At 70.2% G+C, this 20,792-nt stretch carries 22 protein-coding genes; 3 read left to right on the top strand and 19 right to left on the bottom strand.

Annotated features, from left to right (window positions below; translation table 11 throughout):
• Positions 1-9 precede the first annotated feature (9 nt).
• Positions 10-582 (top strand): cob(I)yrinic acid a,c-diamide adenosyltransferase, encoded by a 573-nt coding sequence (locus ACFWZH_RS23025; protein ID WP_384434167.1) that lies wholly within the window; start codon positions 10-12, stop codon positions 580-582.
• 60 nt (positions 583-642) lie between these two features.
• Here the strand turns inward: ACFWZH_RS23025 and ACFWZH_RS23020 are convergent, their stop codons facing one another.
• Positions 643-1,230, bottom strand: a complete 588-nt coding sequence (locus ACFWZH_RS23020; RefSeq protein ID WP_384434164.1) for a hypothetical protein — start codon at positions 1,228-1,230, stop codon at positions 643-645.
• Between the two features lie 172 nt (positions 1,231-1,402).
• Between ACFWZH_RS23020 and ACFWZH_RS23015 the strand changes: the two genes are divergently transcribed.
• Positions 1,403-2,629, top strand: coding sequence for a sensor histidine kinase (locus ACFWZH_RS23015; RefSeq protein ID WP_384434161.1), 1,227 nt, complete (start codon positions 1,403-1,405; stop codon positions 2,627-2,629).
• Complete coding sequence (locus tag ACFWZH_RS23010; RefSeq protein ID WP_384434158.1) at positions 2,626-3,315, top strand: response regulator; 690 nt, start codon at positions 2,626-2,628, stop codon at positions 3,313-3,315. The genes ACFWZH_RS23015 and ACFWZH_RS23010 overlap by 4 nt, the downstream gene beginning before the upstream one ends.
• Before the next feature lie 225 nt (positions 3,316-3,540).
• On the opposite strand, the gene ACFWZH_RS23005 is transcribed toward ACFWZH_RS23010, so the two are convergent.
• The 18 genes from ACFWZH_RS23005 to ACFWZH_RS22920 form a co-directional block, all read right to left on the bottom strand.
• Positions 3,541-3,984, bottom strand: a complete 444-nt coding sequence (locus ACFWZH_RS23005) for a DUF2550 domain-containing protein (protein ID WP_384434156.1) — start codon at positions 3,982-3,984, stop codon at positions 3,541-3,543.
• A 148-nt stretch (positions 3,985-4,132) separates the two neighbouring features.
• On the bottom strand, positions 4,133-4,516 hold the full coding sequence (locus tag ACFWZH_RS23000; RefSeq protein ID WP_030081273.1) for a F0F1 ATP synthase subunit epsilon: 384 nt from the start codon (positions 4,514-4,516) through the stop codon (positions 4,133-4,135).
• A 107-nt stretch (positions 4,517-4,623) separates the two neighbouring features.
• Positions 4,624-6,066, bottom strand: coding sequence for a F0F1 ATP synthase subunit beta (atpD, locus tag ACFWZH_RS22995; RefSeq protein WP_384434153.1), 1,443 nt, complete (start codon positions 6,064-6,066; stop codon positions 4,624-4,626).
• Between the two features lie 5 nt (positions 6,067-6,071).
• Positions 6,072-7,016, bottom strand: a complete 945-nt coding sequence (locus tag ACFWZH_RS22990) for a F0F1 ATP synthase subunit gamma (protein WP_384434150.1) — start codon at positions 7,014-7,016, stop codon at positions 6,072-6,074.
• Positions 7,017-7,036: 20 nt separating this feature from the next.
• A complete protein-coding gene (gene atpA / locus ACFWZH_RS22985) occupies positions 7,037-8,629 on the bottom strand; it encodes a F0F1 ATP synthase subunit alpha (protein WP_384434147.1) in 1,593 nt (530 codons plus the stop codon).
• Between the two features lie 213 nt (positions 8,630-8,842).
• The gene (locus tag ACFWZH_RS22980) at positions 8,843-9,658 is read right to left on the bottom strand and encodes a F0F1 ATP synthase subunit delta (protein ID WP_384434144.1); all 816 of its coding nucleotides are present in this window, start codon (positions 9,656-9,658) and stop codon (positions 8,843-8,845) included.
• The gene (locus tag ACFWZH_RS22975; RefSeq protein WP_384434224.1) at positions 9,655-10,203 is read right to left on the bottom strand and encodes a F0F1 ATP synthase subunit B; all 549 of its coding nucleotides are present in this window, start codon (positions 10,201-10,203) and stop codon (positions 9,655-9,657) included. The genes ACFWZH_RS22980 and ACFWZH_RS22975 overlap by 4 nt, the downstream gene beginning before the upstream one ends.
• 58 nt (positions 10,204-10,261) lie before the next feature.
• Positions 10,262-10,513, bottom strand: a complete 252-nt coding sequence (atpE, locus tag ACFWZH_RS22970) for an ATP synthase F0 subunit C (RefSeq protein WP_030414140.1) — start codon at positions 10,511-10,513, stop codon at positions 10,262-10,264.
• A gap of 77 nt (positions 10,514-10,590) precedes the next feature.
• A complete protein-coding gene (atpB, locus tag ACFWZH_RS22965; protein WP_384434221.1) occupies positions 10,591-11,388 on the bottom strand; it encodes a F0F1 ATP synthase subunit A in 798 nt (265 codons plus the stop codon).
• Positions 11,389-11,667: 279 nt separating this feature from the next.
• On the bottom strand, positions 11,668-12,105 hold the full coding sequence (locus ACFWZH_RS22960) for a hypothetical protein (RefSeq protein WP_384434141.1): 438 nt from the start codon (positions 12,103-12,105) through the stop codon (positions 11,668-11,670).
• 288 nt (positions 12,106-12,393) lie between these two features.
• Complete coding sequence (locus ACFWZH_RS22955) at positions 12,394-13,731, bottom strand: MraY family glycosyltransferase (RefSeq protein WP_384434139.1); 1,338 nt, start codon at positions 13,729-13,731, stop codon at positions 12,394-12,396.
• 99 nt (positions 13,732-13,830) lie between these two features.
• Complete coding sequence (glyA, locus tag ACFWZH_RS22950) at positions 13,831-15,219, bottom strand: serine hydroxymethyltransferase (RefSeq protein WP_384434137.1); 1,389 nt, start codon at positions 15,217-15,219, stop codon at positions 13,831-13,833.
• 118 nt (positions 15,220-15,337) lie between these two features.
• Entirely contained in the window at positions 15,338-16,018 is a 681-nt protein-coding gene (locus ACFWZH_RS22945; protein ID WP_384434134.1) for a protein-tyrosine-phosphatase, read from the bottom strand.
• The gene (locus ACFWZH_RS22940; RefSeq protein WP_384434131.1) at positions 16,018-16,665 is read right to left on the bottom strand and encodes an L-threonylcarbamoyladenylate synthase; all 648 of its coding nucleotides are present in this window, start codon (positions 16,663-16,665) and stop codon (positions 16,018-16,020) included. Before ACFWZH_RS22940 ends, ACFWZH_RS22945 begins: the two co-directional genes overlap by 1 nt.
• Before the next feature lie 70 nt (positions 16,666-16,735).
• On the bottom strand, positions 16,736-17,575 hold the full coding sequence (gene prmC / locus ACFWZH_RS22935; protein WP_384434218.1) for a peptide chain release factor N(5)-glutamine methyltransferase: 840 nt from the start codon (positions 17,573-17,575) through the stop codon (positions 16,736-16,738).
• A gap of 113 nt (positions 17,576-17,688) precedes the next feature.
• Positions 17,689-18,768, bottom strand: a complete 1,080-nt coding sequence (gene prfA / locus ACFWZH_RS22930) for a peptide chain release factor 1 (protein ID WP_384434128.1) — start codon at positions 18,766-18,768, stop codon at positions 17,689-17,691.
• 165 nt (positions 18,769-18,933) lie between these two features.
• Positions 18,934-19,155 (bottom strand): 50S ribosomal protein L31, encoded by a 222-nt coding sequence (rpmE, locus tag ACFWZH_RS22925; RefSeq protein WP_136742604.1) that lies wholly within the window; start codon positions 19,153-19,155, stop codon positions 18,934-18,936.
• A gap of 187 nt (positions 19,156-19,342) precedes the next feature.
• Positions 19,343-20,467 (bottom strand): LCP family protein, encoded by a 1,125-nt coding sequence (locus ACFWZH_RS22920; RefSeq protein WP_384434125.1) that lies wholly within the window; start codon positions 20,465-20,467, stop codon positions 19,343-19,345.
• Positions 20,468-20,792: the final 325 nt, after the last annotated feature.

The following is a 20,792-nucleotide window of genomic DNA, read 5'->3' as shown; positions in this document are numbered from 1 at the left end:
CTCGCTCACATGGTGAATCTGACGCGCATCTACACCCGCACCGGCGACAAGGGCACCACCGCCCTCGGCGACATGAGCCGTACCGCCAAGACCGATTCGCGGATCGCGGCCTACGCGGACGCCAACGAGGCCAATGCGGCCATCGGCGTGGCCCTGGCGCTCGGTTCGCTGCCGGAGGAGGTCGCCACCGTGCTGCTGCGGGTGCAGAACGACCTCTTCGACGTCGGGGCGGATCTGTCGACCCCGGTGGTGGAGCAGCCCGAGTTCCCGCCGCTGCGCGTCGAGCAGAGGTACGTCGACCGGCTGGAGGCCGACTGCGACCGCTTCCTGGCGGAGCTGGAGAAGCTGCGCAGCTTCATCCTCCCGGGCGGTACGGCCGGCGCGGCCCTGCTGCACCAGGCCTGCACGGTCGTCCGCCGCGCCGAGCGCTCCACCTGGGCGGCCATGGACGAGCACGGCGACACCATGAACCCGCTGACCGCCACCTACCTCAACCGCCTGTCCGACCTGCTGTTCATCCTGGCGCGTACGGCCAACAAGGAGGTCGGGGACGTGCTGTGGGTCCCGGGCGGCGAGCGCTGACGGAGCCGGCGCGCAGGAGCGCGCGGGAGGGGTGCCCGGCGATGAGCGTCCGGGCACCCCTCAGCGCAGCGACTTGGACTGCGGCCGGTCCGCTTCCTGCGGGGCGGCGGTCCGGCCGGGGTCCTTCTTCTGCCAGATGAGGTAGGAGACCGCGATCACCCCGTGGATGATCAGGATCCGCATCGAGGTGCCCTGCCAGTCGCGCAGCGACGCGATGTCGCCGTCGGCACCGACGTACCAGATCGCGATCTGCAGCAGCGCGACCGCGATGGCCACCCACAGCACCGTACGCAGCCAGAGCAGCCCCTCGTGCTTGGCGCGGGCCAGGCCGTACCGCGGTGGTTTGACCGGCGGTGGGCCGCCCGCGAAGCGGTGCAGGAAGTGCCCGTCGACCCACTTGATCGTGTAGTGGCCGTAGGCGACGGTGTAGCCGATGTAGAGGGCGGCCAGGCCGTGTTTCCAGTCGGCGGACGCGCCGTTCTTCAGGTCGATCGCGGTGACGATCAGCAGCACCAGCTCCAGTACCGGCTCCATCAGCAGCACCGCCGCCCCGGTACGCGGCATCTTCGCCAGATACCGCAGCGCCAACCCGGCCGCCAGCAGCACCCAGAAGCCGACCTCACACGCGATGATCAGTGTGACGACCACGGCACTCTCCCTTCCCGCCGCTCCGTCGAACGCCTCAAGCCTCCCAGCGGCCGCCGCCCGGATCGTCGTCGCACACGACGATCCGCGACTGCATCTTTCGATGTAGCGCGCGACGTGCGGGGATGACCCGGACGTGGAGGCAGCGGGCCCCGGCGCCGTGTTTGATGGAGGGGTGACCGCCAGATCCCCCGCCGCCGTCGGCCGACCGCACCGACTCGATGTGCTCATCGCGGGCGGCGGGCTGCTCGGCGGGCTGCTGCTCTGGGCGATGGATCTGCACGGCGGCCCCCCGCGCCTGGGGCTGCCGCCCGCGCTCACCCTGGTCGCGCTCACCGCGATGTCGGCGGCCGAGCTGCTGCGCCGTACGGCCCCGATGGCCGCGCTGGCCGTCGCGGTGCCGGCACTGGCGCTGGACATCTGCACCGGCACACTGGTCGCCACCGTCCTGATGTTCACGGACGTGGTCTACGCGGCGGTGCTCTACGGCCCGCCGACCGCGGCCCGCCGGATCCCGCTGCACTCGGTCCTGGTGACGGTGCTGGCCGCCATCGCGCTGACCGCCCTGTGGCACAGCCCCCAGGTCGTGATGGCCGTCATCGCCGTCGCGCTGATCACCATCGCCCCGGCCTGGACCGGTGTCATCATCCGCGACCACCGCGACGCCGCCCAGTCCGCGCGCCTGCGCGCCGAGCAGATCGCGCTGCTGGCCGAGATGGACCGGGCCCAGGCGGTGGCGGGCGAGCGCGCGAAAATGGCCCGGGAGCTGCACGACATGGTCGCCAACCACCTGTCCGCCATCGCGATCCACGCCACCGCCGCACAGTCCATCGACGATCCGTCGGCGACCCGCGAGGCACTCGGGGTGATCCGGGAGAACAGCGTGCAGGGTCTGGCCGAAATGCGCCGTCTGATCGGCCTGTTGCGGGACCCCGAGGCGACCGGGCAGAGGGAGGAGCCCGCCGCGACCCCCACCCTCGACGGGCTGGACGCGCTGCTCGCCCAGGCCCGCGCGAACGGCGCGAGCAGCGGGCTGGTCTTCGTGCTGGACGACGCCCGCGGGCCGGACGGCGGGCCGCGGCCGACGGCGCCGGCCGAGCTGGCGGTGTACCGCATCGTCCAGGAGTCCCTGACCAACGCGCTCAAGCACGCCGCGCCCGGTGAGGTGCGGGTGCGGATCGCCCATGAGCGCGGTGGGGCGCTCACCGTCACCGTCCGCAGTCCGTTCGCCGACCGGCCCGGTCCCCGCGCGCCGGGCTCCGGCACCGGCCTGGTCGGGATGCGGGAGCGGATCGCCCTGCTGGGCGGGGCATTCGAGGCCGGCCCGGAGAGCGGGCCGGCCGGCAGAGTCTGGCTGGTGCGGGCAGCGCTGCCCGCCGCCGAGGAGGAAGAGCAACGATGACAGGCGCCGACGCGCAGCCGATCCGGGTTCTCGTCGCCGAGGACCAGTCCGCCGTACGGGCCGGGCTGGTCCTCATCCTGCGCTCCGCCCCCGACATCGAGGTCGTCGGGGAGGCGGACGACGGCGAGGAGGCGGTACGGCTCGCCCGCGAGCTGCGCCCCGACCTCGTCCTCATGGACATCCAGATGCCCCGCCTCGACGGGGTCTCCGCCACCCGCCAGGTGGTCGCCGAGCAGCTGGCGGACGTGCTGGTGCTGACCACCTTCGACCTGGACGAATACGTCTTCGGGGCGCTGCGGGCGGGGGCCGCGGGCTTTCTGCTCAAGGACAGCGACGCGGCCGCGCTGCTGACCGCGGTGCGCACGGTGGCGTCCGGCGAGGGGCTGATCGCGCCGGCGGTGACCCGGCGCCTGATCGCGGAGTTCGCCAGCCCCCGTACGGCGTCCCGGCCGGCCCGCGACGGTGCGGCGCCGGATCCGGCGGTGCTCGACGCGCTGACGCCGCGCGAGCGGGAGGTGCTGGGGTGCCTGGGGCGGGGGCTGTCGAACGCCGATATCGCCTTGCGGCTGGCGATGGCGGAGGCCACCGTGAAGACGCATGTCAGCCGGCTGCTGGCGAAGCTCGATCTGCGCAGCCGGGTGCAAGCCGCCGTACTGGCACAGGAATTAGGGGTGGACGGGCCGTAGCCGGGTGCCACGTGCCGGGGCCGTAGCCGGGTGCCACGTGCCGGGGCCGTACCCGTGTACGTCGCCGGGCCCGCAGCCGGCTCCCCCGCCGGTCCCGTCGGGGGCCACGGGGAATACCCTCCCCGTCCCCCACGTTGCGGCCCCGCAGGGGGCCCTCGTGTCCCCTACGGGATCTGTTCGCCCCACCCCTACAGGCCGCCGCCCGTCAGGTACCGGGCGTGCCTGTCAGGCCACGTTCACCCTCTGGCCGGGCGGCGCCGCCTCCAGCCACGCCAGGAAGCCGGTGAGCGCGTCCTCGCTCATCGCCAGCTCCAGACGGGTGCCGCGGTGCCCGCAGGCCAGCACGATGGAGTCGGAGAGCAGTGCGAGCTCCTCCTCCCCCTGGGGGGTGCGGCGCTGCAGGACCTCGATGGCGGAGCGCTCCAGGAGGCGGCGGGGCCGGGGGGCGTACGAGAACACCCGGAACCACTCGATCCGGTCGCCGTTGTAGCGCGCCACGCCGTAGATCCAGCCCTTGCCGCTGGGCTCGTCCTCCGGCACGTTCCAGCGCAGGCTGCAGTCGAAGGTGCCTCCGGACCGCTGGATGAGCCGCCGTCTCAGTCCGAAGACGAACAGCCCCACCAGCACCAGCACCACGACCGCGCCGCTCACAAGCAGAGCGAGGACCATCTCGACCGACCTCCTCGCCTCGTTGGGGGTGCCCCCGCGCCGTCGAAGCGTGGGGGAGGGAAACGCACCTGCATTGCCTCAGCCGCGAGCCGCTCCGGAGAATTCCGGGCAGCCCGCGGCTGAGGATCGATCTCGTCGGTGGCGGGGCTCAGTGAACGCCCGTCACCGCACGCAGTCGGACATCGGCGCGACGCTCGGCGGCCGCGTCGGCCTCCGACTTCGCTCGCTCCAGGGCCCGCTCCGCGCGCTGGACATCGATCTCGTCCGACAGCTCGGCCACCTCTGCGAGCAGAGACAGCTTGTTGTCGGCGAACGAGATGAAGCCGCCGTGCACGGCGGCGACGACGGTGCCGTCCCCGCTCTCGCCGGTCGTACGAATCGTCACCGGGCCCGACTGCAGCACGCCGAGCAGCGGCTGATGTCCGGGCATGACGCCGATGTCGCCCGACGAGGTGCGCGCGACGACCAGGCTGGCCTCGCCGGACCAGACCTGACGGTCCGCGGCGACCAACTCGACGTGCAGCTCAGCCACGATGGCTCCTCGGGTCTCCACCTGCCTGGTTCGGCAGATGTTGGGTCAAATACTAGTGGTCGTACGGGCCGGGGGCGGCCAGGGCCGCCCCCGGGACCGCGCCGGGGTCAGGAGACGCCCAGCTCCTTGGCATTGGCCTTGAGGTCCTCGATGCCACCGCACATGAAGAACGCCTGCTCGGGGAAGTGGTCGTAGTCACCGTCCGCGATCGCGTTGAACGCGGTGATCGACTCGTCGAGCGAGACGTCCGAGCCGTCGACACCGGTGAACTGCTTCGCCACGTGGGTGTTCTGCGACAGGAACCGCTCGATACGACGGGCGCGGTGGACGGTGAGCTTGTCCTCCTCGCCGAGCTCGTCGATACCCAGAATCGCGATGATGTCCTGGAGGTCCTTGTACTTCTGCAGGATCGTCTTGACGCGCGAGGCGCAGTTGTAGTGGTCCTGCGAGATGTAGCGGGGGTCCAGGATCCGGGACGTCGAGTCCAGCGGGTCCACCGCCGGGTAGATGCCCTTCTCCGAGATCGGGCGCGACAGAACGGTGGTCGCGTCCAGGTGGGCGAAGGTGGTGGCCGGCGCCGGGTCGGTCAGGTCGTCCGCGGGGACGTAGATCGCCTGCATCGAGGTGATCGAGTGACCGCGGGTCGAGGTGATGCGCTCCTGCAGCAGACCCATCTCGTCCGCCAGGTTCGGCTGGTAACCCACCGCGGACGGCATACGGCCGAGCAGCGTGGAGACCTCGGAACCCGCCTGGGTGTAGCGGAAGATGTTGTCGATGAAGAAGAGCACGTCCTGCTTCTGCACATCGCGGAAGTACTCCGCCATGGTCAGACCGGCCAGGGCGACGCGCAGACGGGTGCCCGGCGGCTCGTCCATCTGACCGAAGACCAGCGCGGTCTTGTCGATGACGCCGGAGTCCGTCATTTCCTCGATGAGGTCGTTGCCCTCACGGGTGCGCTCGCCGACACCGGCGAACACCGACACACCGTCGTGGTTGTTCGCCACGCGGTAGATCATTTCCTGGATCAGAACGGTCTTGCCGACACCGGCACCACCGAACAGACCGATCTTGCCGCCCTTGACGTACGGGGTCAGCAGGTCGATGACCTTGACGCCGGTCTCGAACATCTCGGTCTTGGACTCGAGCTGGTCGAAGCCGGGGGCCTTGCGGTGGATGGGCCAGCGCTCGGTGACCTCGGCAGCCGCCTCCGGCTTGTTGAGGATCTCACCGAGGGTGTTGAACACCTTGCCCTTGGTGATGTCGCCGACCGGGACGGTGATCCCGGCGCCGGTGTCGGTCACCGCGGCCTGGCGGACCAGGCCGTCGGTGGGCTGCATGGAGATGGCACGGATCAGGCCCTCGCCCAGGTGCTGGGCGACCTCGAGGGTCAGGACCTTCTTGGCGCCGGCCTCGGCCGGGTCGGCGACCTCGACGGTCAGCGCGTTGTAGATCTCCGGCATCGCGTCGACGGGGAACTCCACGTCGACGACCGGGCCGATGACCCGGGCGACGCGGCCCGTTGCCGTGGCCGTTTCAACAGTGGTGGTCATAGTGGTCAGTCACTCCCCGCGGTCGCGTCGGCCAGAGCACTGGCGCCACCGACGATCTCGCTGATTTCCTGGGTGATTTCGGCCTGTCGGGCCGCGTTGGCAAGCCGCGAGAGCGACTTGATGAGCTCTTCTGCGTTGTCGGTCGCCGACTTCATCGCACGACGCGTGGCGGCGTGCTTGGAGGCGGCGGCCTGCAGGAGCGCGTTGTAGATCCGCGACTCGACGTACCGCGGAAGCAGGGCGTCGAGGACGTCCTCGGCCGACGGCTCGAAGTCGAAGAGCGGAAGGATCTCGCCCTTGGACGACTCCGCCACCGGGGCGTCAGCCCCTGATGTCGCAGCCGCGGCCGCCTTGTCGAGGGACAGCGGCAGCAGCCGGTCGTCAAGCGCCGTCTGCGTCATCATCGAGATGAACTCGGTGTAGACGATGTGGAGTTCGTCCACGCCGCCCTCGGCGGTGTCCTTCTGGACGGCCTCGATCAGCGGCGCGGCGATCGCCTTGGCGTCCGCGTACGACGGGCTGTCGGTGAAGCCGGTCCACGACTCCACGACCTTGCGCTCGCGGAAGCTGTAGTACGACACCCCCTTGCGCCCGACGATGTACGCGTCGACCTCCTTGCCCTCGGCCTTGAGCCGCTCGGTGAGCTGCTCCGCGGCCTTGATGACGTTGGAGGAGTAGCCGCCGGCCAGACCGCGGTCGCTCGTGATGAGCAGCAGCGCGGCCCGGGACGGCTTCTCCGCCTCGGTCGTCAGCGGGTGCTGGGTGTTCGAGCCCGTGGCAACCGCCGTCACCGCGCGGGTCAGTTCACTCGCGTACGGCGTCGATGCCGCCACCTGGCGCTGCGCCTTGACGACGCGCGAGGCGGCGATCATCTCCATCGCCTTGGTGATCTTCTTGGTCGCGGTGACGGAGCGGATGCGACGCTTGTAGACCCGGAGCTTGGCTCCCATGGATCAGGTCCCTTCCGTCGTCACTTGCTCGTGCCGGCCTGGGCGTCCTCGCCGAGCAGCTTGCCGTCCGAGGTCTCGAACTGCTGCTTGAAGCCGTCGACGGCCTCGGCGATGGCACCGATGGTGTCGTCGGACATCTTGGCGCCCTCGCGGATGCTGGTCAGCAGGTCCTTCTTCTCCCGGTGGAGGTGGTCCAGGAGCTCCCGCTCGAAGCGGCGGATGTCCTCGACCGGCACGTCGTCCATCTTGCCGTTGGTGCCGGCCCAGATGGAGACGACCTGGTCCTCGGTCGCGTACGGGGAGTACTGCGCCTGCTTGAGCAGCTCGGTCATGCGCTTACCGCGCTCCAGCTGCTGCTTGGAGGCCGCGTCCAGGTCGGAACCGAAGGCGGCGAACGCCTCCAGCTCGCGGTACTGGGCGAGGTCCACGCGGAGCCGGCCGGAGACCTGGCGCATGGCCTTGTGCTGGGCGGAACCACCGACACGGGAGACGGAGATACCGACGTTCAGCGCCGGACGCTGGTTGGCGTTGAAGAGATCCGACTCCAGGAAGCACTGGCCGTCGGTGATGGAGATGACGTTGGTCGGGATGAACGCCGACACGTCGTTCGCCTTGGTCTCGACGATCGGGAGGCCGGTCATCGAGCCGGCGCCCATCTCGTCGGAGAGCTTGGCGCAGCGCTCCAGCAAACGCGAGTGCAGGTAGAAGACGTCGCCCGGGTAGGCCTCACGGCCCGGCGGACGGCGCAGCAGCAGGGACACGGCGCGGTAGGCGTCGGCCTGCTTCGAGAGGTCGTCGAAGATGATCAGGACGTGCTTGCCCTGGTACATCCAGTGCTGGCCGATGGCCGAGCCGGTGTAGGGCGCCAGGTACTTGAAGCCCGCCGGGTCGGACGCCGGGGCGGCGACGATGGTGGTGTACTCCAGGGCGCCGGCCTCCTCCAGCGCACCGCGCACGGACGCGATGGTGGAGCCTTTCTGGCCGATGGCGACGTAGATGCAGCGGACCTGCTTCTTCGGGTCGCCCGAGCGCCAGTTGTCGCGCTGGTTGATGATCGTGTCGACGGCCAGGGCGGTCTTGCCGGTCTGGCGGTCACCAATGATCAGCTGACGCTGGCCGCGGCCGATCGGCACCATCGAGTCGACGGCCTTGTAGCCGGTCTCCATGGGCTCGTGGACCGACTTACGGACCATGACGCCCGGGGCCTGCAGCTCCAGGGCGCGGCGGTCCTCGGACTCGATCTCGCCGAGGCCGTCGATCGGGTTGCCCAGCGGGTCGACGACGCGGCCGAGGTAGCCCTCGCCCACGGCGACCGAGAGCACCTCACCGGTGCGCTGCACCGGCTGGCCCTCCTCGATACCGCTGAACTCGCCGAGGACCACGGCACCGATCTCGCGCTCTTCCAGGTTCAGCGCAAGACCGAGCGTGCCGTCCTCGAACTTCAGCAGCTCGTTCGCCATCGCCGAGGGAAGGCCCTCGACCTTCGCGATGCCGTCTCCGGCCTCGCTTACCGTGCCGACCTCCTCGCGCGAGGCCGCGTCCGGCTTGTACGCCTGGACGAAGTTCTCCAGCGCGTCCCGGATCTCCTCCGGCCGGATCGTGAGCTCCGCCATCTGGGTTCCCTGCTCTCCTTGTTGGGCCCGAAGTTACTTGCGGGGGTCTGGGGGATGTCCCCAGGGGGTTTCCGCCTACGGCCCAACTCGGGCCGCCGTCATGCTTGTGCTGGTCCCCGGGGCTTCTTCCGGACCGCAGCCGGACCTCTCGGTCCGGCCGGCTGGCCCGGCGCCTGGCCGCCGGTTGTGCAGCTCTTGAGTTGGTGGCTTAGGTCAGCCGGCCATCCGCCGGGCCGCCTCGTCGAGGCGCTCCGCGATGGTCCCGTTGATGACCTCGTCGCCGATCCGTACCTGGACGCCGCCGAGGACCTCGGGGTCCACGTCGAGGTTCAGGTGGATCTGCCGTCCGTACAGCGAGGACAGGGAGGCGCTCAGCCGCTCCCGCTGCCCGTCGCTGAGGGGCACCGCGGAGGTGACCACCGCGACCATGCGGTCCCGACGGCTCGCCGCCAGCTTGGAGAGGGCGTCGAGCCCCGCTTCCAGGCTACGGCCCCGCGGCTGTGCGACAAGACGGACCACGATCCGCTCGGTGACCGGGTTGGCCCGGCCGCCCAGCAGCGAACGCAGCAGCTCCGTCTTGGCCGCGACCGTCGCGTTCGGGTCGGTCAGCGCACGACGCAGCTCGCCGTTGGAACCGACGATCCGGCCGAACCGGAACAGCTCGTCCTCGACGTCGTCGAGCCCGCCGGCCCGCTGGGCCGCGACGAGGTCGGCGCTGTAGGCCAGCTCCTCGAGCGCGTCCGTCAGGTCACGCGAGCGCGACCAGCGGGAGCGGACCATGCCGGCGACCAGGTCGAGGGCCGGTCCGCCGACCTGGCCGCCGAGCAGCCGTCCGACCAGTTCGGCCCGCGCCTCGCCGGCCTGCGCCGGGTCGGTCAGGACCCGACGCAGCGACACCTCGCGGTCGAGCAGAGCGGTGACGGCAGCCAGCTCCTCGGCGAGCTTCGCCGCGTCGACGGCAGCGTCGTCCGTCAGCGCGTTGAGCTGCTCGCGTGCGGAGGCGAGTGCCTCGCGGCTCGCTCCGTTCATCGGCCGGCCTCAGCCTTCGTCGTGTCCGACGCCGCCTGGGCCTCGAGCTCGTCGAGGAAGCGGTCGATGGTCCGGCTCTGTCGGGCGTGGTCCTCGAGGGACTCGCCGACGAGCTTGCCGGCCAGCTCGGTGGCGAGGGTGCCAACGTCCTGACGCAGTGCCTGCGCGGCCGCCTTACGGTCCGCCTCGATCTGGGCGTGACCGGCAGCGATGATCTCCTCACGCTGCCGCTGGCCCTCGGCGCGCATCTCAGCAATGAGAGTCGCACCCTGCTCCTGCGCCTCCTGGCGCAGGCGCGCGGCCTCGTGGCGGGCGTCGGCCAGCTGGGCCCGGTAGTCCGCGAGCACCTGCTGGGCCTCGGCCTGAATCGCCTCGGCGTCATCGATCCGGCCTTCGATCAGCTTCCGACGCTCGTCCAGGACCTTGTTGATGGTCGGGAGGAGCTTCTTGGCCAGGATGCCGAAGACGATGAAGAACGCGATCAGGCCGATGACCAGCTCCGGAATCGGCGGGACCAGGGGGTTCTCGGGAACCTCCGCCGCCATGTTCACCAGGGGCTTCACATCAGTGCCTTCCGTCTAAATGGGTGTCGATGTGGTTCGTTTACTTGAAAACGAAGCCCATGACGATGCCGATGAGGGCGAGCGCCTCACAGAAGGCGAAACCCATGATCTGGTTGGTGCGGATCAGGCCGGCGGCCTCGGGCTGACGAGCCAGGGCCTGGGTGCCGTTACCGAAGATGATGCCGACGCCGACGCCGGGGCCGATCGCGGCGAGGCCGTAGCCGATGGCGCTGGCACTGCCGGTGAAGGCGGTCGCGGAGGCGAGGTTGACAGTCTCGAGAGCAGCGGACATGCCGTTACTTCCTTCTCATTTCACGGACCGGTGGGGGTTGGCCACCGGACAGCTGTTGGGGCTGGGAGGCGGGGTGCTCAGTGGTGCTCGGCGAGCGCGCCCTGGACGTAGTTGCAGGCCAGGAGGACGAAGACGTACGCCTGGACAGCCTGGATGAAGAGCTCGAAGGCCGTCATCGCGAGGGTCATGGCGAACGAGGCGCCGGCGTAGACGATGCCGATGCCGTTCAGCAGGTACCAGCTGGCGATGGTGAACATCAGGATCAGCAGGTGGCCCGCGAACATGTTCGCGAAGAGCCGGACCGCGTGGGTGAAGGGCCGGATGATCATGTTCGACAGGAACTCGATGACGACGATCAGCGGCAGCACCCAGCCGAGCGACTTGTCATAGCCCGTGATGTTCTTCAGGCCGCCGACGAATCCGTGCTTCTTGAAGGTCAGGTAGACCCACAGGATGTAGACGATCGCGGCGAGGCCGATGGGGAAGGCGATGACCGAGGTCACCGGGAACGCCATGACCGGGATGATCGACCACAGGTTCATGATCCACACGAAGAAGAACAGCGAGACCATCAGGGGGACGTACTTCTCGCCCTCCTTCTTGCCCAGCGCGTCATAGACCAGACCGCGGCGCACGAAGTCGTAGCCCGCCTCGCCGATCATCTGGAGCTTTCCGGGCACGACCTTGGCCTTGCCGAATGCGGCCCAGAAGAACCACACCACGACGACCGTGCTGAGCAGAGCCAGCAGCATCGGCTTGTTGAACTCGAAGCCGCCGATCGTGAAGAGGGGTTCGAATACGAACGAATGAAGACCCGGGGCCTCGAAGCCACACCCCGGAATGAGGAGGTGGCACTCCGTGTTGAAGGCGAGCATCGTTTCAGCACTCACCGCGGGCTCCTTCAGCGTGGCGCATGGGTACGGCAACCTCGTTGTGTCGGCGCGGCGTTGAGCCACGGAGCGGCACTGGACTGGTCTTACGGATTTGGGGGCGGCCGGCCGGCGCTGGGCCGGGCCGGATCACAGGCATCGGCCGCGAGAACTGCCCGTTTCCTCGAGTGGAACTCGGGAGCTCAGCCGCCTGCGCCATCTGTGCCGCAGTTGGCACCGGACGATAGCAGGCCCGCATGAGGGCATTTATTTCGGCCCTACGTGTCACGTCGGCGACCCCGCCGTCTCCGCCTTCTTCGCGTCGGCGGAGTCGGGATCCACGTAGAGAATCTTCGCCTTCATATGGCCGCGGGTCTGCGCCGCGATCCACACGAGGGTCGTGCCGAGCAGGGTGAACGCAAATGCCTTGGTGTCGAAGAGGGTTGTGTCCTTGAAGGCGATCAGGAAGACCAGCACGAACAGGATCTGCGTCGTGTAGAGCAGCAGCCCCATCATCTGGAACAGCTGCGGGAGGTTCTTCGCGGTCTTCTGCAGGACAACCAGGCCCGCTCCCATGACGAGCATCACCAGCGCGGTGCCGACGACGGCGCCGATCGCTCCCTGCGCGCCCGCGACCACGGCGCTCACGACAACGGCGAGGACGCCGATGGCGAGCGTGGGCACAACGGCGTGAAGGAGTAGTCGGGCGTCATTCGACTGCATAGCGGCGCTCCGGCAAGGGGTGGGGGTGTGTCGTCAGGGACGAGCGTAGACCCGGCCTGAGGCGGAACCTGAGGCCCAAGGACAGTCGCACTACGGTCCTTCGGCTCTGTCGCCGGGTTTCGTGAACGGTATCACAAACTATTTGATGAGGTCTTTACCTGGTTCGTGTGGACCCTGTCACACCTGAGCGTGAACGTGCGCGTTGGTGCACTGACGGCCGGCTTTTTGTCTGGTATGGGGTCAACCGCCCCGGTTTTCGATGCCCGTTCGGGCGACCGGACGGCGGGATCAGCGGTGACTCCCCGCCCTCCGGCGATCCACGAAGCGTGATCGGTCACCGATCGCGGTGGCCCCGTTGATGCCCGCCGGGACCGGTTCGCGCTCCTCCTCCGGCGCGTCGGCGCTCCCGCCGTCCGCCGCCGTCGCCGGTGCCGCCGCCGTACGGGTGACCCTGCGGTAGCGGGGCGGAACCATCCGCTCCGCCCAGCGCGGCGCCCGCGGGGTGAAGCGCGGCAGCAGAAGCAGCACCAAGCCCACCGCGCTCAGCAGCACGATGCCCAGCACGATCCACATGCTGGCGTTGTTCGCCGAGTACGCGACCGCGCCGAACGCGATCAGCGCCGACCAGAAGTACATGATCAGCACGGCCCGGCTGTGCGAGTGCCCGATCTCCAGCAGCCGGTGGTGCAGATGCCCCCGGTCGGCGGCGAACGGCGACTGGCCCTTCCACGTACGGCGCACGATCGCCAGGATCAGGTCGGCGACCGGCACCGCGATGACCGTCAGCGGAAGCAGCAGCGGGATGTAGACCGGCACCATCGCGTGGGTGGCCTCGCGCAGACCGCCCGCCTTGAGGTTGAGCAGATCCGGGTCGACCTGGCCGGTCACCGAGACCGCGCCGGCCGCCATGACCAGGCCGATCAGCATCGACCCCGAGTCGCCCATGAAGATCCGCGCCGGGTGCATGTTGTGCGGCAGGAAGCCCAGGCACATGCCCATCAGAACGACCGAGAACAGCGTTGCGGGCGCGGCCGCCTCGATGCCGTAGCCGAACCACATCCGGTACGCGTACATGAAGAACGCCGCGGCGGCGATGCACACCATGCCCGAGGCCAGGCCGTCCAGGCCGTCCACGAAGTTCACCGCGTTGATGGTGATCACGACCAGCGCGACGGTCAGCAGCGTGCCCTGCATCGGGGTCAGCGAGACCGTGCCGACACCCGGGATCGGGATCCACAGGATCGTCAGGCCCTGCAGCACCATCACACCCGCAGCGATCATCTGGCCGCCGAGCTTGACCAGCGCGTCCACGCCCCACTTGTCGTCCAGCACGCCGAGGATCCAGATCAGCGCCGCGCCCGACAGCAGCGCCCGCGGCTCGTTGGAGTTCTCGAAGACGCTCTTGAGGTTGGTCAGGTGCGAGGCGACCAGCAGGCCGGCGCACAACCCGCCGAACATCGCGATGCCGCCGAGCCGCGGTGTCGGCTCGCGGTGCACATCGCGCGCACGGATCTCCGGCATCGCACCGGCCGCGATCGCGAACTTCCGCACCGGCCCGGTCAGCAGGTAGGTGACCGCGGCCGTGACGCACAGCGTCAGCAGGTATTCACGCACGGGCTGCCCCATTGGTATAGCTGGCCATCACAGCCCCACACCCTATGCGTGTCCGCCCCCTGGCCGTGAATACAGGAGAAGACGTCACGCGTCAGCGGACGGTTCCCGCCATCATCCGTGATCGGGATAAGGCGGAAAGCCGCGGACCAATGCGACGGTCGCGGAGCGGACCCCGGCGTCCTCCCGCAGCGCCGCCACGATCAGCTGCGCGACCTGCCGCATCTCGGCCTCGCCCATCCCCTGGGTGGTCACCGCGGCGGTGCCCAGCCGCAGCCCGGTGCGGCGTGTCGAGGGCGTCTCGGCGCAGGGCAGCGCGCAGGTGTCCAGCACGATCCCGGCGGCCGCCAGCCGGCCCCGGGCGGTGCGGGCGTCCAGGTCCAGGGGCGTGGTGTCGGCGGTGATCAGATGGGTGTCGGTACCGCCGGTGGTGATCGCGAGGCTCTGCTCGGCCAGCGCCCCGGCGAGCGCCCGGGCGTTGGCGACGACCTGGCGGGTGTACCCGGCGAAGGCGGGCGTGGCGGCCTCCGCGAAGGCGACGGCTTTGGCGGCGATCGCGTTCATCTGTGCACCCCCTTGAGTGAAGGGGAACACCGCGCGGTCGATCCGTTCGGCCAGCTTCGCCCCGCACAGGATCAGCCCGCCGCGCGGCCCGCGCAGCACCTTGTGCGTGGTGCCGCACACCACGTGCGCGTACGGGACCGGGCTGGGCGCCGCTCCCCCGGCGATCAGCCCGAGCGGGTGCGCGACATCCGCGATCAGATACGCGCCGGTCTCGTCGGCGATGTCGCGGAAGGCGGCGTAGTCGATGTGCCGGGGGTAGGAGATCGAACCGCAGACGATCGCCTTGGGGCGGCGGGCGCGGGCCAGCTCGCGGATCACGTCGTAGTCCAGCAGCCCGGTCTCCTCGTCGAGGCCGTACCCCGCGAAGTCGAACCAGCGGCCGGAGAAGTTCGCGGGCGATCCGTGGGTGAGGTGTCCGCCGTGCGGCAGGGACAGGGCCAGGACGGTGTCTCCCGGGCGCAGCAGGGCGGCGTAGGCGGCCAGTACGGCCGAAGACCCGGAGTGTGCCTGGACGTTGGCGTGTTCGGCGCCGAAAAGGGCCTTGGCGCGCTCCACCGCGATCCGCTCGGCGAGGTCGACGATCTCGCAGCCGCCGTGGTGTCGGGCGCCCGGATAGCCCTCGGCGTACTTGTTGCCCAGCGGGGAGCCGAGGGCGGCGAGGACGGCCGGTGAGGTGAAGTTCTCCGCGGCGATCAGCTGCAGCCCGTCGCTCTGCCGGGCGCTCTCGCCGAGCAGTACGCCGGCGATCTCGGGGTCCTGGCTCAGCAGCGCGGCGAAGTCCGGCGTGCCGGCCGGGTGGGTGACTCCCTCACGGGCCGCGGCCCGGGCCCGTTCCTCGGCCGCCTGGGCCCCGCCGGCACCGGGGCCGGCGGCGGGCTCGGCGGCCGGCGCGCGACCGGCCGGGGACTCGCTGCGGGGTGACGCGGTGGTAGCGGGCATCGCTGGCTCCGGGCCTCGTACGGGGACGTAGTCCCAATGTAGGCGCGGCACGGCGATCGGGCGCGGTGTGCGGTCACGGCGGGGCCACCGGGGGTCCGGCCCCGCGCCCAGGGTCCTGCTACGCCCGTGCGGGGACTCCCGTCAGGGCGGTGACGACCGGGTCCAGGGCCTGGTTGATCTCGTCGCCGATGGAGCGGAAGAAGGTGATGGGGGCGCCGTAGGGGTCGTAGACCTCGTCGGACTCCGGGTTGGGCGCCAGCAGCCAGCCGCGCAGCGCGGCGGCGGCGCCGACCAGCGCGCGGGCCCGCTCGACCAGCCCGCCGTCCGGCAGGTCCGGGTCGGGCTCGGGCAGGGTGGCGGGGTCTATCGCCCGCACCAGCCGGTTGAACTCCTTGAGCGTGAAGGTGCGCAGTCCCGCGGAGTGGCCCATCGAGATCACCTGCGCGCGGTGGTCGCGGGTGGCGGTGAGCACCAGGTCGGCGCGGATGACGTGCTCGTCGAGCAGCTCCCGGCCGATGAAGCCGGCCGGGTCCGCGCCGTAGTCCGCCAGCACCGTGGCGGCGTGCGCCTCCATGGGGGCGCCTTCATGGCCCCAGGTGCCGGCGCTCTCGACGACCAGGCCACCGCTGTGGGCCCCGCCGAGGCGCAGTTCCAGGGCATGGCGGTGCAGCCGCTCGGTGATCGGCGAGCGGCAGACGTTGCCGGTGCTGACGTGGAGGATCCGGAAGGGGGGTGAGGGGGGTACCGGAGGGTGGGTGTCGCCGCCTGGTCCCGCTATGCCACGCCCCAGGGGCGCCATCAATTGGCCACCTCGAGCTCGGGTACCACCTTGCGCAGCTCGTCCGCGCTGATCGCGCCCTCGCGCAGCAGCACCGGGACCGCGCCGGTGACGTCGACGATCGAGGACGGTACGGCGGCGGGCGTGGGGCCGCCGTCGAGGTAGACGGAGACCGAGTCGCCCAGCATCTCCTGTGCGGCGTCGCAGTCCTGCGGGGACGGGTGGCCGGTGAGGTTGGCGCTGGAGACGGCCATCGGGCCGAATTCGGTGAGCAGCTCGATCGCGACGGGGTGCAGCGGCATCCGCACCGCGACCGTGCCGTGGGTCTCGCCCAGGTCCCAGGTCAGCGACGGCTGGTGCCTGGCGACGAGGGTGAGCGCGCCGGGCCAGAAGGCGTCGACCAGCTCCCAGGCCTGCTCGGAGAAGTCGGTGACCAGCCCGTGCAGGGTGTTGGGGGACCCGACGAGGACCGGGGAGGGCATACCGCGACCGCGGCCCTTGGCCTCCAGCAGGTCGCCGACGGCCTCGGCGCTGAAGGCGTCCGCGCCGACCCCGTACACGGTGTCGGTCGGCAGCACGACCAGCTCACCGCGGCGGACGGCCGAGGCGGCTTCGCGCAGACCGGTCGCGCGGTCCGTGGCGTCGCTGCAGTCGTATCGCCGTGCCATTACGGGACCTCCTCGTGCGGAACGAATACATCGGATGCATCGGCTGCATCAGGCGTCAAGGCGGGACGTGTCATGGCGTCGCCCGGCGTGCGGTGGCGAAGCGGGGCCTGTTGTTGAGGTCGGGGTGGTCGGCCGCATCGGCCCAGCCCCGCTCCTCGGTGAAGATCCACGGCACTTGTCCGCCCTGGGTGTCGGCGTGCTCGATGACGACCAGGCCACCGGGCCGCAGCAGGCGGTGTGCGGTCCGCTCGATGCCACGGATGGTGTCCAGGCCGTCCTGGCCCGAGAACAGCGCCAGCTCCGGGTCGTGGTCGCGGGCCTCGGGGGCGACGTACTCCCACTCGGTCAGCGGGATGTACGGCGGGTTGGAGACGACCAGGTCGACCTGCCCGTCCAGTTCGGGAAGCGCGGTCAGCGCGTCACCGTGATGGAGAACGACGCGGGACCCCTCGACGTTCTTGCGGGCGTACTCCAGGGCCTCTTCGGACAGCTCCACGGCGTGCACCCGCGAGCGCGGCACCTCCTGCGCGAGCGCCAGGGCGATCGCCCCGGAGCCGGTGCACAGGTCGACGATCAGCGGCTCGACGACGTCCATGGCCCGTACCGCGTCTATCGCCCAGCCGACCACCGACTCGGTCTCCGGGCGGGGCACGAACACTCCCGGCCCGACGTGGAGTTCGAGGTAGCGGAAGAACGCCCGGCCGGTGATGTGCTGGAGCGGCTCACGTGCCTCGCGGCGGGCGATCGCCTCCCAGTAGCGGGCGTCGAAGTCCGCGTCGGGGACGGTGTGCAGCTGGCTGCGCTTGACGCCGTGCACATGCGCGGCGAGCTCCTCGGCGTCGAAGCGCGGCGAGGGCACGCCGGCGTCGGCCAGCCGCTGGGTGGCCTGTGCCACCTCGGCGAGCAGCAGAGACCGGGGGCTCGGCCCGCGGCGGGGCCGCTGGGGGTCGCTGTGCCCCCCGGGGGATTGCTGCACTGGGGTCCTCCAGCCGGTTCGTGCAGGGTCTTACGGGTCGTGCCGCCTTACTGGGCGGCGGCGAGCTTCGCGGCCGAGTCGGCGTCGACGCACGCCTGGATGACCGGGTCGAGTTCGCCGTCGAGCACCTGGTCCAAGTTGTACGCCTTGAAGCCGACGCGGTGGTCCGAGATGCGGTTTTCCGGGAAGTTGTACGTGCGGATGCGCTCGGAGCGGTCGACCGTGCGGACCTGGCTGCGCCGGGCGTCGGACGCCTCGCGCTCGGCCTCCTCCTGGGCGGCGGCCAGCAGCCGGGAGCGCAGGATGCGCATCGCCTGCTCCTTGTTCTGCAGCTGGCTCTTCTCGTTCTGGCAGGAGACGACGATGCCGGTGGGCAGGTGGGTGATGCGCACCGCCGAGTCGGTGGTGTTGACGGACTGGCCGCCGGGGCCCGAGGAGCGGTAGACGTCGATCCGCAGGTCGTTGGCGATGATCTCGACCTCGACCTCCTCAGCCTCGGGCGTGACCAGCACGCCGGCGGCGGAGGTGTGGATCCGGCCCTGCGACTCGGTGGCGGGCACCCGCTGGACGCGGTGCACCCCGCCCTCGTACTTCAGCCGCGCCCAGACGCCCTGTCCGGGCTCGGTGGCACCGCCGCCGCCCTTGGTCTTCACGGCGACCTGGACGTCCTTGTAGCCGCCGAGGTCGGACTCGTTGGCGTCCAGGATCTCGGTCTTCCAGCCGACCCGCTCGGCGTAACGCAGGTACATCCGCAGCAGGTCGCCGGCGAACAGCGCGGACTCCTCGCCGCCCTCGCCGGCCTTGACCTCGAGGATGACGTCCTTGTCGTCGCTGGGGTCGCGCGGGACGAGCAGCAGCCGCAGCTTCTCGGTCAGCTCCTCGCGCCGGGCGTCGAGCTCCTTGACCTCGTCGGCGAAGTCCGGGTCGTCCACGGCGAGTTCGCGCGCGGTGTCGATGTCCTCGCCGGTCTGCTTCCAGTCGCGGTACGTCGCGATGATCGGGGTCAGCTCGGCGTAGCGCTTGTTGAGTCGCATGGCCTCGCGCTGGTCGGCGTGGACCGCGGGGTCGGCCAGCCGCTTCTCGAGATCGGCGTGCTCACCGATCAGTTCTTCGACCGCCTCGAACATCGTGGGTTCCTCTGCTGGCTGGTGGCTGTGTCTCCCGGGGACTGCTGCTGCGGCTTCGCCGCGCCGCCCCCGGACCCCCGGCCGGACGGCTGGGACGACGAAACAAAGACGCCGGTCCGGTCACCCCAGGACAGGGGCGACCGGAAACCGGCGCCTTGAGAGTCGCTACTTCTTGGCAGCGGCGGCCTTGCCGAAGCGGGCCTCGAAGCGGGCCACGCGACCGCCCGTGTCCATGATCTTCTGCTTGCCGGTGTAGAACGGGTGGCACTCGGAGCAGATGTCGGCGCGGATGCTGCCGCCGGCAACGGTGCTACGGGTGGTGAAGGACGCGCCACAGGTGCAGCTGACCTGGGTCTCGACGTACTCCGGGTGGATGTCGCGCTTCAAGGGATTCTCCTAGGTTCGGGAGTGCACCGGGTCGTGTCGCGGATTACGTCACGTGAACCGGGGCCGACGGTCCAGTCTGCCAGGACTAGCCGTATCTCCCAAAACCGGGGTACGCGCCCGGCTATTCCCCGGCCGGTTCCAGGACCCGTCGGGCACCCCCTGGGGCCCCGCGACCGACCCGCCGCGGCTACTTCACGTAGTTGTCCGTGCCGCCCTTGTCGCCGGCCGAGCCCTTGATCGCGGACTTGGGGATGTCCCGGTCCCGCCGCAGCGCGTCCCAGACCTGCTTGCTCTGCTTGGTCAGCGGCACCACGCGGTCGGGGTTGGCGGTGTCGTACGTCACCGGCAGCGTCACCATGTCGATGCTCTCGGACCCGATGGAGCCCAGGCTCTTGGCCAGCCCGGTCAGCTCGCCCACCGAGTTGAGGTCGGTGTCGGTGGTGATGGCCTTGGTGGCGGTGTCGGCGACGTCGTAGAGCTTGGCGGGGTTGGTGAGCAGGCCGACGCTCTTGACCTGGTTCATCAGGGCCTTGATGAACGTCTGCTGCAGCTGGATGCGGCCCAGGTCGCTGCCGTCGCCGCCGGGCACACCGTGCCGGGTGCGGACCAGGCCGAGCGACTTCTCGCCGTCGAGGGTGTGCTTGCCGGGCTGGAGATGCAGATGGCTGCTGTTGTCGTCGATCGCCTTGCTGGTGGTGATCTCCACCCCGCCCAGCGCGTCGATGAGCTTCTTGAAGCCGGTGAAGTCGACCTCGATGAAGTGGTCCATCCGGATCCCGCTGATCGACTCGACGGTCTTGACCGCGCAGGCCGGCCCGCCGACCTCGAACGCGGTGTTGAACATCGCCCGCTGCCCACCGGGGACGGTCTTGCCGTCCTTGGTGCTGCACTGGGGCCGCTCGATCAGGGTGTCGCGGGGGATGCTGACGACGCTGGCCTTCTTGTGGCCCTTGTAGACGTGCACGACCATCGCGGTGTCGGAGCGGGCGCCGCCCTCGTCCCTGCCGTAGTCGCCGTTCTTGCCGGCGCGGGAGTCGGAACCCATGACGAGGATGTCCATCGATCCGTCGTCGACGTTCTTGGGCCGGTCGTGGCCGAGGGCGGCGTTGATGTCGACGCCCTTGAGGTTGCCGTTGAGCTTGAAGTACACGTAACCGAGTCCGGCGCCACCGAGCAGTACGGCGCTGACCAGCGCGCACAGCGAGATGGTCAGTACCCGGCGGCGCCGGCTGGGCGCCTTGCGCCGGCGGCCCGTGGCACGTATGCCGCGAGCGCGGCTTTCGGCCGTCGCGGTCCCGTTGCTGTCCGCCATCTGCTCCTCAGTCCTTGGTCGCTCGGCTACCCCTCGCCGCCGCCGTGCTGCGTGCTGTCACGGCCTGTTGCTCCTTGTCAGACGGGAGGTCGACGGGAAGGGTTGCACAGCGTTCGGTGAGCGAATTCTTAGAAAATCGCCGGGACGCTCACGGACGGGGCGCGAGGGCCGCCCCCCTCACCTGGCCTTTCGTCCGGTTTTCGGCCATGGCTGAAACGTTGCCTCGCAAGCGGATCTGTGCCGAAGGTCTCAGGCGGGGCCTGCGGGCGGGCCCCCGGACGCGGCGCGGCTCACAGATCACCGGCCGCGGCGCACGCCGTACGGG

It is taken from the genome of Streptomyces sp. NPDC059008, from assembly GCF_042749045.1.
Taxonomy (GTDB): domain Bacteria; phylum Actinomycetota; class Actinomycetes; order Streptomycetales; family Streptomycetaceae; genus Streptomyces.
This window is presented reverse-complemented; position numbering and strand designations above follow the sequence as displayed.